General features: G+C 33.7%; 15 protein-coding genes and 1 other RNA gene. 9 read left to right on the top strand and 7 right to left on the bottom strand.

The genetic code is table 11. The features are described from left to right. Window positions 1-38: 38 nt before the first annotated feature. The 3 genes from BC962_RS05795 to BC962_RS05785 are packed head-to-tail and all read left to right on the top strand — an operon-like array spanning window position 39 to window position 2565. Complete coding sequence (locus tag BC962_RS05795) at window positions 39-548, top strand: SRPBCC family protein (RefSeq protein ID WP_121344977.1); 510 nt, start codon at window positions 39-41, stop codon at window positions 546-548. A gap of 14 nt (window positions 549-562) precedes the next feature. Beyond that, entirely contained in the window at window positions 563-1261 is a 699-nt protein-coding gene (locus BC962_RS05790; RefSeq protein ID WP_121344976.1) for an SDR family NAD(P)-dependent oxidoreductase, read from the top strand. Continuing rightward, complete coding sequence (locus BC962_RS05785) at window positions 1261-2565, top strand: cryptochrome/photolyase family protein (protein WP_121344975.1); 1305 nt, start codon at window positions 1261-1263, stop codon at window positions 2563-2565. The genes BC962_RS05790 and BC962_RS05785 overlap by 1 nt, the downstream gene beginning before the upstream one ends. On the opposite strand, the gene kdsB is transcribed toward BC962_RS05785, so the two are convergent. After that, window positions 2566-3318 carry a 3-deoxy-manno-octulosonate cytidylyltransferase gene (gene kdsB / locus BC962_RS05780; RefSeq protein WP_121344974.1) on the bottom strand — a complete coding sequence of 251 codons (753 nt, stop codon included), beginning with the start codon at window positions 3316-3318 and terminating at the stop codon, window positions 2566-2568. 25 nt (window positions 3319-3343) lie between these two features. After that, window positions 3344-4780 carry an ATP-dependent DNA helicase gene (locus BC962_RS05775; protein WP_183075457.1) on the bottom strand — a complete coding sequence of 479 codons (1437 nt, stop codon included), beginning with the start codon at window positions 4778-4780 and terminating at the stop codon, window positions 3344-3346. 114 nt (window positions 4781-4894) lie between these two features. Between BC962_RS05775 and BC962_RS05770 the strand changes: the two genes are divergently transcribed. The 3 genes from BC962_RS05770 to BC962_RS05760 are packed head-to-tail and all read left to right on the top strand — an operon-like array spanning window position 4895 to window position 6886. Beyond that, window positions 4895-5542, top strand: a complete 648-nt coding sequence (locus BC962_RS05770) for a hypothetical protein (protein WP_121344973.1) — start codon at window positions 4895-4897, stop codon at window positions 5540-5542. Next, on the top strand, window positions 5529-6356 hold the full coding sequence (locus tag BC962_RS05765; protein WP_121344972.1) for a DUF3822 family protein: 828 nt from the start codon (window positions 5529-5531) through the stop codon (window positions 6354-6356). The genes BC962_RS05770 and BC962_RS05765 overlap by 14 nt, the downstream gene beginning before the upstream one ends. Further along, window positions 6347-6886, top strand: a complete 540-nt coding sequence (locus BC962_RS05760; RefSeq protein WP_121344971.1) for an RsmD family RNA methyltransferase — start codon at window positions 6347-6349, stop codon at window positions 6884-6886. Before BC962_RS05765 ends, BC962_RS05760 begins: the two co-directional genes overlap by 10 nt. Window positions 6887-7261: 375 nt before the next feature. Here BC962_RS05760 and rnpB read toward each other — a convergent pair. Next, an RNA gene (gene rnpB, locus BC962_RS05750) (RNase P RNA component class A) lies at window positions 7262-7570 on the bottom strand. Between the two features lie 146 nt (window positions 7571-7716). Here rnpB and BC962_RS05745 point away from each other — a divergent pair. Next, entirely contained in the window at window positions 7717-9573 is a 1857-nt protein-coding gene (locus tag BC962_RS05745; protein ID WP_121344970.1) for a DNA polymerase III subunit gamma/tau, read from the top strand. A gap of 2 nt (window positions 9574-9575) precedes the next feature. Next, window positions 9576-10157 carry a tRNA-(ms[2]io[6]A)-hydroxylase gene (gene miaE / locus BC962_RS05740; protein ID WP_121344969.1) on the top strand — a complete coding sequence of 194 codons (582 nt, stop codon included), beginning with the start codon at window positions 9576-9578 and terminating at the stop codon, window positions 10155-10157. A gap of 78 nt (window positions 10158-10235) precedes the next feature. Here the strand turns inward: miaE and BC962_RS05735 are convergent, their stop codons facing one another. The 4 genes from BC962_RS05735 to pdxH are packed head-to-tail and all read right to left on the bottom strand — an operon-like array spanning window position 10236 to window position 14363. Then, complete coding sequence (locus tag BC962_RS05735) at window positions 10236-11126, bottom strand: Ppx/GppA phosphatase family protein (protein ID WP_121344968.1); 891 nt, start codon at window positions 11124-11126, stop codon at window positions 10236-10238. After that, the gene (gene ppk1 / locus BC962_RS05730) at window positions 11123-13225 is read right to left on the bottom strand and encodes a polyphosphate kinase 1 (RefSeq protein WP_121344967.1); all 2103 of its coding nucleotides are present in this window, start codon (window positions 13223-13225) and stop codon (window positions 11123-11125) included. Before ppk1 ends, BC962_RS05735 begins: the two co-directional genes overlap by 4 nt. Window positions 13226-13230: 5 nt before the next feature. After that, a complete protein-coding gene (locus tag BC962_RS05725; RefSeq protein WP_121344966.1) occupies window positions 13231-13716 on the bottom strand; it encodes a SixA phosphatase family protein in 486 nt (161 codons plus the stop codon). Between the two features lie 2 nt (window positions 13717-13718). Then, a complete protein-coding gene (gene pdxH, locus BC962_RS05720) occupies window positions 13719-14363 on the bottom strand; it encodes a pyridoxamine 5'-phosphate oxidase (protein WP_121344965.1) in 645 nt (214 codons plus the stop codon). A 705-nt stretch (window positions 14364-15068) separates the two neighbouring features. Here pdxH and BC962_RS05715 point away from each other — a divergent pair. Continuing rightward, window positions 15069-16469: PKD domain-containing protein (locus BC962_RS05715; RefSeq protein WP_147405627.1), on the top strand; the 1401-nt coding region annotated here is incomplete at its 3' end.

Raw genomic sequence — 16469 nt, 5'->3', positions numbered from 1 at the left:
ACAATTATTGATGTAAATTTATCCTGAAAATAAAAATCATGAAAATCTACACGCTACATAGCAAACAAAATTTACCCATAACATTAGAAGAAGCTTGGAATTTCTTGTCAGATCCTAAAAATTTGAAAGTGATAACTCCAGATTACATGGGCTTTAACATTCTTTCTGGTGCAGATAGACCTATGTTCCCTGGACAGATCATTCAATATATTGTTACTCCTATTGCTGGAATAAAAACAAAATGGGTAACAGAAATAACCCATGTGAGTGATAAAAATTATTTTGTGGATGAACAAAGATTTGGACCTTACTCTTTATGGCATCATAAACATTTTATAAAAGAGATTGAAGGCGGAGTAGAAATGGAGGATATTATAGATTATAAACTACCTATGGGATTTCTAGGAGAATTGGTTCAACCCTTTTTGGTGGCACCTAAACTCAAAGAGATATTTGATTATAGAAGAAAAAAATTAATCGAGCTATTCGGAGAATACAAGGAAGTAAAGTCTTCAAAAGGAATCCTTAAACAAGATATATTAAACTAAGACCTTATATACCTATGAGAAAGAATATTCTATTTATTGGTGGTTCCTACGGAATTGGATTGGAAAGTGCTAAGATACTAACTTCAGAAAATAACTTATTTATTGCCTCAAGAACTAAAGAAGGCCTTAATGAAATTGAATGTACTCACTTAACATTTGATGCTTCTAAAGACGATATAAAAGAATTAGAGCTACCAGATACACTTGACGGTTTAGTTTATTTTCCTGGAAGCATTAAATTGAAACCCTTTAAAATGTTATCTCCTGAAATTTTTCAAGAGGAAATGAACCTAAATTTTTTCTCTTTGGTAAAAGTGGTGCAAGGTTTGCTTCCAAAATTAAAGAATTCTGAACAGGCCAGTTTAATCTTTTTTAGTACTGTTGCGGTTAAAGTAGGAATGCCATTTCATACCAGTATTTCTGCAGCAAAGGGTGCTATTGAAGGTTTTGCTAAATCGCTGGCAGCAGAATACGCTCCATCTTTTAGAGTTAATGTGATATCTCCATCTTTAACCGACACCCAATTATCTGAAAAATTACTTTCTAACGATGCAAAAAGAGAGAAAATGGGAGATCGTCACCCATTAAAAAGAGTTGGAAATCCAAAAGATATAGCTAATGCCGTAGAATTCTTGATTTCTGAAAAAAGCAGCTGGATGACTGGACAAATACTAGGAATAGACGGAGGGCTTTCCACTTTAAATGTACATTGATGAACAAAAAGATATCGATATTCTGGTTTCGAAGAGACCTTAGGTTAGATGATAATGTTGGATTTCTAGAGGCTTTAAAAGGGGATTTTCCCGTGCTTCCCATATTTATCTTTGACACTGAGATTTTGGAGGATCTTCCTAGAAATGATGCTCGTGTAAATTTTATATTCATTACGTTGCAGGAAATGCGAAATGAACTTCAAGCAAAGGGAAGTTCCCTTGCTATGTATTCAGGCAAACCATCAGCTATTTTTAAAGAACTTTTTAAGAAGTATGATATTCAGCAAATCTATACTAATAGAGATTATGAGCCTTATGCAAAACTTAGAGATGAAGAGATCGAAGAATTAGCTAAAGCTAATGATTCTGAACTTCTCACTTTTAAAGACCAGGTGATCTTCGAAAAAGATGAAGTAGTAAAAAGCAATGGAGATCCTTATGTGGTGTATACGCCATATATGAAATTATGGAAGGCTGAATTCAAAAAAATAGAGCTTCAAGTACATTATACTTCTCAATATTTGGATAATTTATATCAGAATTCAAAATTACCCAACTTAAGTCTTAGCGATATTGGTTTCGAAACTTCAAGTCAGAAAGTTCCAGATTACGATGTAACTCCCAGCCTGATTCAAGATTATGAAGCAAAGAGAAATTTTCCTGCCAAAGACGCTACATCTCATATAGGTCCGCATTTACGATTTGGAACTGTCGGAATTCGAAAAATCATGAAGAAAGCAATTTCTGAAAAGAATGAGATCTTTTGGCAGGAACTAATTTGGCGTGAGTTTTTTATGCAAATATTATATCACTTTCCAGACACTGGAACAGAAGCATTTAAAAAGAAGTATGACCGCATAGAATGGAGAAATAATAAAGAGGAGTTTGAAAAGTGGAAAACAGGAACTACAGGTTATCCAATGGTAGATGCTGGAATGCGACAGTTAAATGAATCTGGTTTTATGCATAATAGAGTCCGAATGCTGGTGGGTAGTTTTTTATGCAAACATCTCTTAATAGACTGGCGTTGGGGAGAAGCCTATTTTGCTGAAAAACTCTTGGATTATGAAATGTCCTCCAATGTAGGTAATTGGCAATGGATAGCTGGAAGTGGCGTAGATGCGGCTCCTTATTTCAGGATCTTTAACCCAACCACTCAAATAAAAGATTACGACAAAGATCTGGAATACATTAGAAAATGGATCTCAGAGTACGATACAGCCGATTATCCAGAGAAAATGGTGGATCATAAAGAAGCACGGGAAAGAGCGCTTAGCGTTTATAAAAAGGCTGTTTCTGGTTAGTTAATTTGGGGTGAATAATTTACGCGCTTTTTCAAGATCTTCTGGAGTATCTATTCCAATACCTTTAAAATTTGTTTCTACCATTTTAATGCTTTTTCCATATTCCAAATACCTGATGCATTCAATTTTTTCTGTGGCTTCAAGTTCAAGCATAGGTAAGCTATAAAAATCCATAAGAGCTTTTTTTCTGAAGGCATACACTCCTATATGTTTGTAATAGGTAACTCCAGAGTTAGTATCTCTTGGATACGGCAGTGGAAATCTTGAGAAATATAATGCGAGATTATCCTTGTTGGTGATCACCTTTACATTATTAGGATTAGAGATCTCATCACTATCCATCATTGGCGTTTTTAAAGATGCCAGATCTATTGTTTTTTCAGGATCGTTATGAAACACTTCTAATAATTTTCGTAGACTTTCTTCATCTATAAGCGGCTCATCTCCTTGTACATTTACAACAATATCTACCTCCATTCCTTGAACAGCTTCAGCAATCCTATCGCTACCGCATTCATGATCTTTGGTGCTCATTATGCTCTTACCCTGATTGTTTACAATTTCATCGTGAATAAGCTCGCTATCGGTCACCACATAAACTTCATCAAATAAATTAGTATTTAGTGCAGCTTCATAGGTTCTTCTAATAACAGTCTTTCCATTTAGATCTTGCATTAATTTACCTGGGAAGCGAGATGCCTCAAATCTAGCAGGGATCATAGCTATTATTCGTAATGAGTTATTATTTTTCATTCGTTTTAAAAATTCGTTTTCAATTCTAATTTTCAGTAAAAAAATCGTCTTTAAAGCCTATTAAATAAAGCTTGTCACTTGCCCTGGTAACTGCAGTATAAAGCCATCTAAGATACTCTTTATCTACTCCATTAGGCAAGTATGGTTGTTCTATAAATACAGTGTGCCATTGCCCACCTTGAGATTTATGACAGGTCATTGCATAAGAGAACTTAATTTGTAGGGCATTAAAGAACTTGTTATTCTTCACCTTCAAGAACTTTTTATATTTAGAGGTTTCTTCTTCATAATCCTTCATCACTTCCTGGTATAATCTATTGCTATCATCATAGGTTAAAGATGGGGTATTACTTTCTAAAGTATCTAAGATCACAACAGTTTCAAAAGGAGCCATTTTTGGATAATCTACCATTTGCACCTTTACTTCAGCAAAGCGAAATCCATACAACTCTTTAATAGCAAAAATCTCTAACACCTTAACAATATCTCCATTGGCTATAAATCCTGCTTCTGAAGAAGGCTTGATCCAAAAATAGTTATTCTTTACCACCATTAAATAATCCCCAGAAGAGATTTCTTCTTCCTGAAATAATATCCTAGATCGTATTTGCTGGTTGTATTGATTAGCACGTTTATTAGAACGCACTATTATGCTGGTATCTTCATGTCCGAGATTATCATAAGAATCCTGAATTGCATCTAAAATTTGATCGCCATCTATTAATCTAACTAGATCTGCTTTCTCGGTAAGTTTGAATTTAAAGGATTCATAAAACTCTTCAGACAAAGCTTCTCGAATTCTTGTGGCGTTTAAAAGAATATCACTCTCTTCGCTTTGCCGAACCACTTCATTTAGTTCTATATGAATTACTTCTTTATCATAATCTCTACCTAAAGATTGCTCCATCAAAGCTGGACTTAAATCCAATTTTACCGGAGGCAACTGGGCTGTATCTCCAATAAATATCAATTGGCAATTCTGTCCGGAATCTACATATTGAATAAGATCTGAAAGCAAACCTTTATTTTCGAATAATTTGGAATCCTGATCTTCATCTGGAATCATCGAAGCTTCATCTACAATAAACACTGCATTCTTATGTTTATTTGGCTGCAATACGAATTGAACCCCTGCCCCACCAGTCTTCTTAGGGAAATATATCTTTTTATGAATTGTTTGGGCTTCCTGATTAGAATATAGAGAAATTACTTTTGCAGCCCTTCCTGTTGGAGCTAATAAAATACCTGCTCTTTTTATCTTCCAAAGATTTTTTACAAGGGAACTTATGATGGTAGTTTTACCAGTTCCAGCAAATCCTTTCAATAAAAACAGCGAATTTGGCGCAGGATTCACCACATAAGCAGCTAATTGTTGTAATGCGATATCTTGTTTTACTTTTGCCTGAAACCCTAACTCGTTGATTAGCAGTTTATAAAATTTATCGGCGGTAATGGTTTCCATAGGCTATCTTGCAAATATCAAAGATAACAATGGATTTTTAGGGCAGAAACTTTTACGAATAAAAAAAAATTGTAGATTTGCGATGAACTCTAATAACTTAAAAAAGTCAACCGCATGAAACTTGTCATTCAATTAGTCCTTTGGATTGTGATCATCTTCTTGGGATACATGGTGTTTAACGCTGTGTATGAGCCAATTCAATTTAATAAAGTTAAAGAGAAACGTTACGCCAAAGTAGTTGATCGACTTAAAGATATTCGTGCTGCACAATTAGCGCATCAGGAAATCACCGGAAGTTTTGAAAAAGATTTCGATAAATTGATACGATTTATTGATACTGCAGAATTCACCTTAACTCAAAGAAGAGATTCTACTGTTATGGATGAAGAGTATAGAAAAGCTTTTGGAGTAGATAAATATAAAGATATCGTTGTTGTTGATACCTTAGGTACAGCTTCAGTTAAGGATTCTTTATTTAAGAACTCTTCAAGATATAAAGAAATGATGAAAGTACCTGTAGAGGGTGTAGACGCTAACTTTACCATGGATGCCGGTACTATTCTTAAAAACGATAATAAAATACCTGTGTTTGAAGCGAAAGTTGCTAAGAAAGTAATTTTACATGATCTAGATAAAGATCTACTTATGGCAGAGAATCAAGTGATTTCTGTTGAAGGTGTAAATGGAAAATTCATTAGTTTAGGTTCTATGACGGAGATTAAGACTGAAGGGAACTGGCCAACAGCTTATGACAATAATTAAGAACGAAAAACAAGATATATTTAAGATGTCCATTCAGGTTCGCCTGAATGGATTTTCTTTTTGCATTCTAAATTGTAGCCACAACGAAATTGCCTGGTACAAAAAGATCGATCTTGGCAAAGAACATAGTCCAGTAGAAATTTTAAAAGAGATTGAAAAACTTTATGCTGAAGAAACTATTCTACAGAACGAGTTTCAGGAAGTGATAGTTCTTTTCTCCAATAATTTATACACCCTAGTTCCAGAATCTTTTTTTATTGAAGAAGAAGCTTCTACCTATTTAAAATTCAATACCAAGATCTTAAAAACAGATGTTGTAGCCCATGATGTGTTATCGCATGAGCTGGTAAATGTTTATATTCCTTACACTAATATCAACAATTATTTCTTTGATAAATATGGGGAATTCGAATTTAGAAATAATATTTCTGTTCTTATAGAAGCAGTATTAGCAAAACATAATGAGAGCAAAAATGCTCAAGTTTACTTAAATGATTACTCGAGTTATTACGATCTTGTAGTAGTAAAGAATAATAAATTATTACTTGCTAATACGTTTCAATATGAAACTAAAGAAGATTTTATTTACTACCTGCTATTTAGTGCAGAGCAATTAGAAATAGATCCAGCAGAATTTAATCTTTGGTTATTAGGGGATATTTCAAGAGATTCAGATAACTTTAGCATCGCATATACCTATATTCAAAATATAGATTTTTTAATCCCTTCCTTTAATTTTACTTCCATACTGGAACAATCCGAAACATTTCATAGAGAAGCTTTTTCTCTTTTAAAAACTCTTAAATGCGAATAATATCTGGCCAACATAAAGGAAGAAGAATTACGGCTCCTAAAAAATTGCCCGTAAGACCAACTACCGATATGGCTAAAGAAGGTTTGTTTAATATTTTAAACAATAACTTTCACTTTAACAAACTGGACGTTTTAGAATTATTCGCTGGTTCTGGAAACATCTCTTATGAATTTGCATCTAGAGGAGCTGAATCTGTAACTTCAATAGATGAAAATATAGATTGTATAAAATTCATTAAAAAGACAAGTTTGGAGTTGGATTTAGATATTACTCCTATTAAAAGTGATGTTTTTAAATATTTGGAAAGAGCTCCAATAAAAGCGGATATCATCTTTGCCGATCCTCCATATAATTTTACAGATGATCAGTTTAAAAAGATAGCAGAACTTGTTTTCGAAAAAGGATTACTAAAGGAAGATGGAGTGCTAATAATAGAGCATTCTAAACATTCTAAACTTGATAATTTTGAAAATTTTGATGTAGACAGAAGATATGGAAATTCCGTTTTTAGTTTTTTTAGATTAGTTTAGAATAATGAAGGAGCCAATAAAATCTGTCGATTTGGAATTCACATCTTTAGAATTCTATAACAATTACGCGGTATCCGTAGTAAAAGAAGATACGGTGTTTAGTCAATCCCAATTTATGACTATCGCCGAAGCCTGCAGTGACTTTTATAATGGCAAAAAATTCGTTTATATCTCAAGTAGAAAAAACAATTATAATGTAAACCCTACAGTATATGTAAAGCTTGAAGAGATAAGAAAAAACTTGATTGGTATCGCTATTGTAAGCGATAAAGTAGCTTCACTTAAAATGGCCGAGTTTGAAAGAAATTTTTCTAAGGCTGAATTTAAAATCTTTTTAGAACTAGACGAGGCTGTAGAATGGGCAAATGATCTAATAAAAAAAGTAGGCCGATAAGCCGGATTCTGTCCCTCGATAAAATCAAGGTCCTTATCATTTATCTCATATTCTTGTTACCAAGAATCTTTAGCTGCCTACCCTCCAGCAACGGGCGAGCAACCCTTAAATGCCGGTATACATGGCATTGCACCGCATAGAGTTTACCTGGTTTCACTACAGCTTAACCTGTACATACTTTCTGTTGCACTTGTCCTAATCTCACGACTGGTGGGTGTTATCCACTATGCTGCTCTATGGTGTCCGGACTTTCCTCCACACCGGGATGTGGCGATAAGGTGGCCTACTTTGCTGCAAAGATACAGCAGCATTTTAAATCTAGCATTATTAAAGTACTGTAGAATGTTAAAAACATTGAATAATATATTGATAAAAACTAGAAATAGATTTACATCTTCGGGATGGTATTTCTATATTTGTTTTTCAAAATTTATCTATGGAGCATTTTGTTGTATCGGCACGTAAATATCGTCCTCAAACATTTAAAGATGTTGTGGGACAGCAGGCCATTACTAACACTCTTTTAAATGCTATAGAGCACAACCATCTAGCACAAGCTTTACTTTTTACAGGACCGCGAGGAGTAGGAAAAACTACCTGCGCCCGTATCTTAGCTAAAATGATAAATCATGATGGCAACCAAAATCCAGATGAAGATTTTGCCTTTAATATTTTTGAACTCGATGCGGCTTCCAATAACTCTGTAGATGATATTAGAAATCTAATAGATCAGGTTCGGATCCCTCCACAAGTTGGAAAGTATAAGGTTTATATTATAGATGAGGTGCATATGTTATCTGCCTCTGCTTTTAATGCATTTTTAAAGACATTAGAAGAACCACCAAAACATGCTATTTTCATCCTTGCAACCACTGAAAAACATAAAATAATTCCAACGATACTTTCGCGTTGTCAAATATTCGATTTTAAAAGAATAACTGTAAAAGACGCAAGACAATATCTTGGGTATATCGCAGAACAACAAGGAATTGATGCGGAAGAAGAAGCATTGCATATTATTGCTCAAAAAGCAGATGGAGCTATGCGAGATGCTCTTTCTATTTATGACAGAGTAGTAAGTTTTACTGGTGCCAAATTAACCAGACAGGCAGTCACAGAAAACCTGAATGTGCTGGATTATGAAACCTATCTTAATATTACACAGTTAATTTTAGATAATAACATTCCAGAGTTACTTGTAGATTTCAACACTATATTATCTCATGGGTTCGATGGTCATCATTTTGTTTCTGGATTAGCTTCTCATTTTAGAGACTTGCTTGTTTGCAAAGATCAACGAACTATAGACCTACTTGAGGTTGGAGAAACCGCAAAGGCTAATTATTTTAAGCAATCTCAGCAAACTTCTCATTCTTTTTTATTGAAAGGAATAGAAATGGCAAATGACTGTGATCTTAAGTACAAAGCGAGTCGAAATCAGCGACTGTTAGTTGAACTTTGCCTTATGCAGCTTGCCTCTATCAATTTTGATGGAGAAAAAAAAAAGTCTGAGCCTTTCATAATTTCACCGGAACATTTTAAGAATACTAAGGTTGCTCCTGTTTCAATTCCTACGGAAGCCAAAAAAGTGATCTCAGAAAATGAATATTCCGAGAATGTAGAAGCCACAACATCTTCTGCAATTATTCCTTCAGAAGAAAATAGAGACTCTAGGAAATCATTTGATGCCTCAATAAAAAATACAGAGTTACAAGAAACTAAGATAGAGTCTTCTTCAGAAAAAACTAATCTAGAGAAATCAAGTACCAAAGAAATTGCGCCTAAAGAAAGTTCTCAACCTGAAGTTAATCCAACTTCTGAACAGGCAATGCCTAAAAAAGTTTCTGGACTTTCTATAAAAAGTATAAAACAGAAAAAAGAGATCCTCGCTAAAAAGCATGGGGAAAAAGCTCCCGCAAGTGAAGTTTTAGATGAAGCTATTAACGAACCTCAATTACATGCTGCATGGGACGAATACATACATAGGTTAAAAAACAAAGGAGAGAAAATTCTGGCTTCTATTATGGAAACAGATATGCCGAAGCTAACAGATAAGGTGATTTCTATAGAATTACCGGCAGATACAATGAAAAATGAGTTAGAAAGACATACTCATCCTTTAATGAGTTTTTTAAAAAAGAAACTTCAAAACACCTTGATCACCTTAGATATTAAGGTGAATGAACAAGTAGCAAAGAAGTATGCATTTACCGACATGGAAAAATTTAATAAGTTGAAAGAGCAAAATCCGTTATTGGAGAAACTCCGTAAAACTTTTGATCTAGATATATAATTATGCTTGGATTAAAACTACCTACAGACCCACGCTGGGCTTCTATAGCAGAGAAAAATTTAGAAGAAATTCTAACAGATCATGCATATTGCGAACAAAAAGCAGCTTCTACCGCTATCTCTTTAATTGTTTCTTTTCCAGAATATTCAGATCTGGTTTCAGAAATGACGGCTTTAGCAAGAGAAGAAATGGGGCATTTTAAAATGGTTCATGATAAATTGCTAAAAAGAGGCTATATCATGGGACGGGATCGAAAAGATGAATATGTGCTTCAACTGCTCAAATTCTTCCCTAAGGGAGGCTCTCGTGTAACCCAGCTGGTACATAGATTATTAATTGCAGCACTTATTGAAGCCAGAAGTTGCGAGCGGTTTAGATTGCTTTCAGAAAAACTTCAAGAAGAAGAATTAAGGGACTTTTATAGAAATTTAATGGTTAGTGAAGCTAATCACTACACTCTTTTCTTGAATTTTGCTAGAGAATATGGAGACCGAAAAGAAGTGGATCTAAAATGGCAGGAATTACTAGAATTTGAAGCGGAAGTGATGAAAGGTCTAAGTAAGACTCAAAGTATTCACGGTTAACGAATTAACAACTTAAGGAAAAGAAAATTTAGTCACCTTTTAGCTATCGAGACAGAAAATTAAACCTGTTATTCGGTATCAAATGTTTTCTTGATAAAGGGATTTAATAATCCCATCTGCCAATCCTATTTTTGGAACATAAATCCTTCTGGCCTTGGTCCATTTCATAGCAGACAAATAGATCCTAGTTGCTGGAATAATAACATCGGCACGATCATCATTTAAATTCAATTCTGTAATTCGCTCTTCATAAGTAAAGGAATTTAAGAGTTGATAATAAGAACTTAGATAAAGAAAACTTAGTGGTTTCCCAATAGCTTTCCCGCTACTTTTAAAAATATTGTTGATGTTACCTCCAGACCCCACTAGATCTATCCGATGATAATCCTTAGTAACGGTCTTTACCCATGTTTCCACCTCTTCCCAAATATCAGGCTCCACAATATTTTTTAGTAATCTTACTGTACCTAATTTAAACGATCTAGAAGCTATCGATTTACCGTTGGAATATAAGGTGAATTCTGTGCTACCACCCCCAACATCTACATAGAGATAGGTTTTATCGCTTTGTATAAGAAGGTTTAGATCTGTAGTAGCTATAATTGCCGCCTCGTGACTACCGTCTATAATTTCAATTTCTACCCCGGTTTTTTCTAAAACTTCATTAACAACTTGCACCCCATTTTCTGCTTCTCTCATTGCGGAAGTAGCGCATGCTTTATATTTTTCGATTTTATGGGATTTCATCAATAATTGAAAAGCCTTCATAGTATCTACCATTCTAACCTGATTTTCTTCAGAGATCATCTTAGTCATGAAAACATCTGCACCTAATCTAATTGGAACCCTTACTAAGGATGTCTTTTTGAATATAGGCTCTCTTCCCTCCTGCTCTGTTATTGTTGAAATTAATAACCGAACCGCATTGGAACCTATATCTATTGCTGCGTATTTATGTTGTGTGATCAAACTTCTACTTCTTCTAATTTTTGTTCATAATACTCGTAAAGTGCATATTGGGAACGTACAGCTGGAAATTCTTTCTTTCTGTATGCATTATCCTGATTTGCACTTAAAACGCGAGCCTTTACATTATCATTCCAACTGATCATAAAAGTCTCCAAGATCTCATTTTTTATATCTTCATCGTATATTGGGCACGATACTTCTACTCGAGAATCCATATTTCTTGACATCCAGTCGGCAGATGATATATAAATTTTAGGTTTTCCATTGTTCTCAAAAATAAAGACTCTTGGATGTTCTAAGAATTTATCTACGATACTAATTGCTTCAATATTCTCACTCATCCCAGGAACTCCAGGGATTAATGAACAAATTCCGCGAACAATCAATTGGATTTTAACACCAGCCCGGCTTGCCTCGTATAATTTATCTATAAGTGTATAATCAGACAGACTATTAAGTTTTAACTTAATTCCAGACTTTTTCCCACTTTGAGCATTTTCGATTTCTGTTGTGATAAGCTTAATTAAAGCCATTTTAGTATAATGCGGTGATACCAAAAGATGCTTATACCTGCTTACCTTATAATTGATCTCAAAGAAATCGAAGACCTTATTTATTTCTTTTAAAACTTCCTGATTACCTGTAAATAAAGTATAATCTGTATATATCTTAGAAGTAGATTCATTAAAGTTTCCTGTACTTATAAAGCCGTATCTGTGGAGCTTTCCATTTTCTTCACGTTCTATAATACAAGTTTTGCAATGTACTTTTAGACCGGTGACGCCAAATATCAATTTTACTCCTTCTTTCTGCATTTGCTCGGCATACTTAATATTTGCAACTTCGTCAAATCTAGCTCTTAGCTCTATTTGAACAGTCACTTTTTTACCATTTTTCACAGCATTTATTAGGGAACTGGCGATATGTGAAATCTTTGCTAGCCTATAAATTGTAATCTTAATAGTTCTAACTTTAGGATCTAGAGCGGCTTCCCTCAAAAATTTTACAACATAAGCAAAGGTCTGATATGGCGCATATAGTAGATAATCTTTTTTAGAAATCATTCCCAACAAGCTACCTTGAAGAACTAAACCCTTTATTGGTAATGGATCTATAGCCGGGTAAAGTAATTTTTCCCCTCCAATATTTGGGAAGTTCATATAATCTCTTCTATTATGATATCTACCTCCAGGAATTATACTATCTGTAGAGTCTATGCCCATCTTCCCCATTAAAAAGGCAAGCGTATCTTCTCCAATATTCATATCATAAACAAACCTAACAGGATCTCCTTTTAACCTGTCCTGGACACTAAGGGTGATCTTTTCTATAAAACTTTTGCTTAGATCACTATCAATATCTAATTCAGCATCTCTGGTTATCTTGATCATGTGTGCCGTAACACTTTCATATTCAAAAATGTTAAAGATGGTTTTTAGATTAAACCTAATAAGGTCATCTAATAAAATAATATATTGTTTCCCATCTTCCATAGGAAGTACAACAAACCTGTCTATACTTCTAGGGATCTCAATTAAAACATATTTCTTATCGTGAATATGGCGATTTAATAGTTTAGAAATTCCTTGTTGAGGAATTTCTTCTTTCATCACCATTTTCACAGCCAAATATGCAGCACTATCTTTTAGACCTGGGATATCCACTAAATCATTCAAAATTATGGTTACCAGAGCAGGACTAACTTTAGATAGAAAATAATTTTTTATAAATGCTTCCTGAGATTCTGAAACTTGTTTTTCATTAATAATATAAATATCATGATCCTTCAATTTTTCCTGAATACTATGAAGTACCTGTAAACTTTCTGACTGCTGTTCTATAACTATTTGAGTGATCTCTTCTAAAAGCTTACTAGCCTTTATACCACCCAAAATACTCTTAGCACTTTTACCTGCAAGATCTATACGCTTAATGGTTGCATATCTAACCTTAAAGAATTCATCTAAATTATTAGAAAAAATCCCAAGGAATCGAAGTCTTTCAATAAGTGGAACAGATTCATCTTCTGCTTCTTGAAGAACACGCGCATTAAACTGAAGCCAGCTAAGCTCTCTATTGATGTATTGGTTGTTACCCATTAATTTTATCGTAAATTTTTAGGAAATAAACTTAGAATTGTTTTCCCATTTTTAAGGTTTTCCCAAGTGTTAGTTTCAAAATCTATAACTGTTAATCCAGTTGTAGGCACATTATCTATATAAGAATCCCCTAGATTATTAACCAGATTCGTCATTGCAGGATTATGTCCAAAGACCATTAAATTATTAACTCCAGGATCGCAATTCTGAATTTGAGAATATAAATCTCCGCTATTAAAAGTATAAAGAGACTTTATAATATTAAAATTCTCATCTTCAATAGCTAACTCATTTTTAAAAATATTTGCAGTAGATAAGGCTCTTACAGCTGGGCTAGACCAAACCATAACAGGTTTCTGAAAAAACGCAGAGAAAGACTTGGCCACAAGCGTACCATCTCGTTCTCCTCTTTTTTTAAGAGGTCTTTTATCATCTGGTAAGTTCTGATCCCACGCAGATTTTCCATGTCTAACTAGTATGAGCCTTTTCATAATTATGGCGCTAAGCGTTTAAAATTCCAACTATTTCTTTCCTCAGTATATATTATTCTGTCGTGTAATCTATTTGGTCTTCCCTGCCAAAATTCAAAACTTATTGGTTTTACCAAAAAACCACCCCAAAATTCAGGTTTTGGAACAGGTTTCCCTTGAAATTCTAAAGTTAACTCTTTTAAAGTCTTATCTAAAACTTCTCTAGAGGCAATTTCTGAGCTCTGATGAGATGCCCAAGCCCCTAATTGGCTTTCTCTTGGACGAGAATTAAAATAAATATTTGCCTTTTCTTCTGAAGCTTTTTCAGCTATTCCTTTAATAATTATTTGTCTTTCCAATTCAGGCCAAAAGAAAGATAAACAGATCTTTGGATTTTCTAATATGGATTTTGCTTTTTCCGAACCATAATTGGTATAAAACATGAAACCTTCTTCAGAATATTCTTTTAAAAGAACTATCCTATTTTTTGGGAAACCATCTAATCCTATACTAGATAAATTCATCGCATTCACTTCAGAAGAAGTTTGTGCAGACTCCATTTCCTCAAACCAAGTTTTAAATTGAATATAAGGATCATTAGAAATATGTCCCTCTAATAATTCCCCTTTGATATAGTTTTTACGGTAATCGGCTAAATTCTTACTCATGTAAAATGCTTTGCTGCAATTTACATGATTTGAAGATGAATTTTTAAGAAACCAGGAGATTTTTATATAAAAATTAGAGAATAAAAATTGACTTTAAAAGCTTTAATCATACCCTTATCTATTCGGAAAATTATTTGAAATATGTTGGAATTAACCGCTAATGAATCCAGTTCCATAATACTCCATTAATGACTTTTAACCTTTAATAGTTAAAAGGATCTTATAAAGACACCCTTAATTTTTTGTTAAAAACCTCGTGTGTGTAAGCAAAAATTTTGATGGTAAAATAAGTGAATTCCCTTATTGTATTTTATTACTTCATTAAGTTATATCATAATTTTATTCATATGAAATAGGTGAAAACTAGTAGTTTACGCAACTAAATAATGTAGTTAATGCCATAAAATAGGTATTTAATCTAAAATATTGCGAATTTCTTTTTTTAACAACCTATTATAATAAATTTACTTCATATTAATACATATATCAAATTGCCTCAAATCGATTTGTAATAGATTCCCCCCACAAAATCTTCTGTATTCAATATAATTTGTTTCTCATTATAGAAAGCAAATTGTGGTTCAGCCCCAAGCAAAATCACCCAATTTTTTAAAATAATTAATTTTTATCAATTTTTGAAATCCCTGTATCCAAATTGGAACGGGTATCATAAATAAAATTAGTACTAATTCAAAAGTGTACATTATGGCTTGGAAAACTACTCTCGCATTATTGTTTACATTATTTAACTTATCAATTGGATTTTCTCAAATTACTCCTGTAGAAAATCCAATGGATGTAAGTGATTATAAATGTGTTTCTTCAGATTTCGACGATTTATCTTTTTATTTAGGGGATAGTAGTGGAGATCCAATTGATAGTTGTAATTCAGGTGAAAATATTGTTGCCTATATTTGGATTAAATCTGTTAATAATCCTTCAAGATATTCCTTATGGGCCCAATACACTCTTTCAATTACTGATATAGATGGTAATACAATTAGTAAGATTTACCAAGGCTGTCAATACGAGAAGAAATTAATTCCATCTAATGGTCAATTTCAAATTTCAGATGAAATTGATTGGGAATGTGGCTCTACAGTTAATATTTCTGGGTTTTATCTTGCATGGAGAGAGAGAGCAACTCAAAATTGCGGTCCTACAGATCCGAAATGTGTGAGATTAGGAAATCAAAGTAGAGTTGAAACTCCTGTCATTGCAAATTTTAATTATACGCAGGAATGTGATAGTTACATTGTTAATTTTGAAAACTTGACAACTGGTGGTAAAGGTATTGTCGAATATAGCTGGAGTTTTGTAGGTGGAAATCCCAGCACAAGCTTTATTAAAGATCCATTATCTATTGATTTTACTCAGCCTGGTAATTATTCCGTTACATTGACTTCTTCAGATGAAGTTGGATCCAATTCTTATTCTGAAACAATAAGTATATTTCAACCCATTGATAGTAAAATAACTGGTAATCAAGAACTAACTTGTACTACATCTGAAATCACTTTAGATGCTTCTAGTTCTGCTGTTAACGGAACGGCTTCATATCTATGGAGTAACGGTGAAGAAACAGCAACCATCAAAGTAACAGAACCAGGAAATTATAGTGTTATTGTTACTGATAACTCCAACGGATGTTCCGATAAGGCTTCAATAACGGTAGAACAAAATACAACTACAGCAAATGCTGTGATCACTGGTAACCAAGAGCTAACTTGTACTACTACTTCAGTAACTCTGGATGCGTCATCTTCCACTGCGGATGGTGAGTTTACGTACCTATGGAGCAATGGATCTACGGATTCTTCTATATTAGTATCTGATGCTGGTGATTATTCTGTAACTATTACTGGTGAAAACGGATGTTCCGATAAGGCTTCAGTAACGGTAGAACAAAACACAACTACAGCAAATGCTGTGATCACTGGTAACCAAGAGCTAACTTGTACTACTACTTCGGTAACTCTGGATGCGTCATCTTCCACTGCGGATGGTGAGTTTACGTACCTATGGAGCAATGGATCTACGGATTCTTCTATATTAGTATCTGATGCTGGTGATTATTCTGTAACTATTACTGGTGAAAACGGATGT

It is taken from the genome of Gillisia mitskevichiae (genome assembly GCF_003634585.1).
Classification (GTDB): Bacteria; Bacteroidota; Bacteroidia; order Flavobacteriales; family Flavobacteriaceae; genus Gillisia; species Gillisia mitskevichiae.
This window is presented reverse-complemented; position numbering and strand designations above follow the sequence as displayed.

What these genes read in the sequence shown, in the direction of transcription:
- kdsB (WP_121344974.1), bottom strand. Translation starts at nt 3,318, where the DNA reads ATGAAAAATAATAACTCATTACGAATAATAGCTATGATCCCTGCTAGA.
- BC962_RS05725 (WP_121344966.1), bottom strand. Translation starts at nt 13,716, where the DNA reads ATGAAAAGGCTCATACTAGTTAGACATGGAAAATCTGCGTGGGATCAG.
- ppk1 (WP_121344967.1), bottom strand. Translation starts at nt 13,225, where the DNA reads ATGGGTAACAACCAATACATCAATAGAGAGCTTAGCTGGCTTCAGTTT.
- BC962_RS05760 (WP_121344971.1), top strand. Translation starts at nt 6,347, where the DNA reads ATGCGAATAATATCTGGCCAACATAAAGGAAGAAGAATTACGGCTCCT.
- pdxH (WP_121344965.1), bottom strand. Translation starts at nt 14,363, where the DNA reads ATGAGTAAGAATTTAGCCGATTACCGTAAAAACTATATCAAAGGGGAA.
- BC962_RS05745 (WP_121344970.1), top strand. Translation starts at nt 7,717, where the DNA reads ATGGAGCATTTTGTTGTATCGGCACGTAAATATCGTCCTCAAACATTT.
- BC962_RS05790 (WP_121344976.1), top strand. Translation starts at nt 563, where the DNA reads ATGAGAAAGAATATTCTATTTATTGGTGGTTCCTACGGAATTGGATTG.
- BC962_RS05785 (WP_121344975.1), top strand. Translation starts at nt 1,261, where the DNA reads ATGAACAAAAAGATATCGATATTCTGGTTTCGAAGAGACCTTAGGTTA.
- BC962_RS05775 (WP_183075457.1), bottom strand. Translation starts at nt 4,780, where the DNA reads ATGGAAACCATTACCGCCGATAAATTTTATAAACTGCTAATCAACGAG.
- BC962_RS05795 (WP_121344977.1), top strand. Translation starts at nt 39, where the DNA reads ATGAAAATCTACACGCTACATAGCAAACAAAATTTACCCATAACATTA.
- BC962_RS05765 (WP_121344972.1), top strand. Translation starts at nt 5,529, where the DNA reads ATGACAATAATTAAGAACGAAAAACAAGATATATTTAAGATGTCCATT.
- BC962_RS05770 (WP_121344973.1), top strand. Translation starts at nt 4,895, where the DNA reads ATGAAACTTGTCATTCAATTAGTCCTTTGGATTGTGATCATCTTCTTG.
- miaE (WP_121344969.1), top strand. Translation starts at nt 9,576, where the DNA reads ATGCTTGGATTAAAACTACCTACAGACCCACGCTGGGCTTCTATAGCA.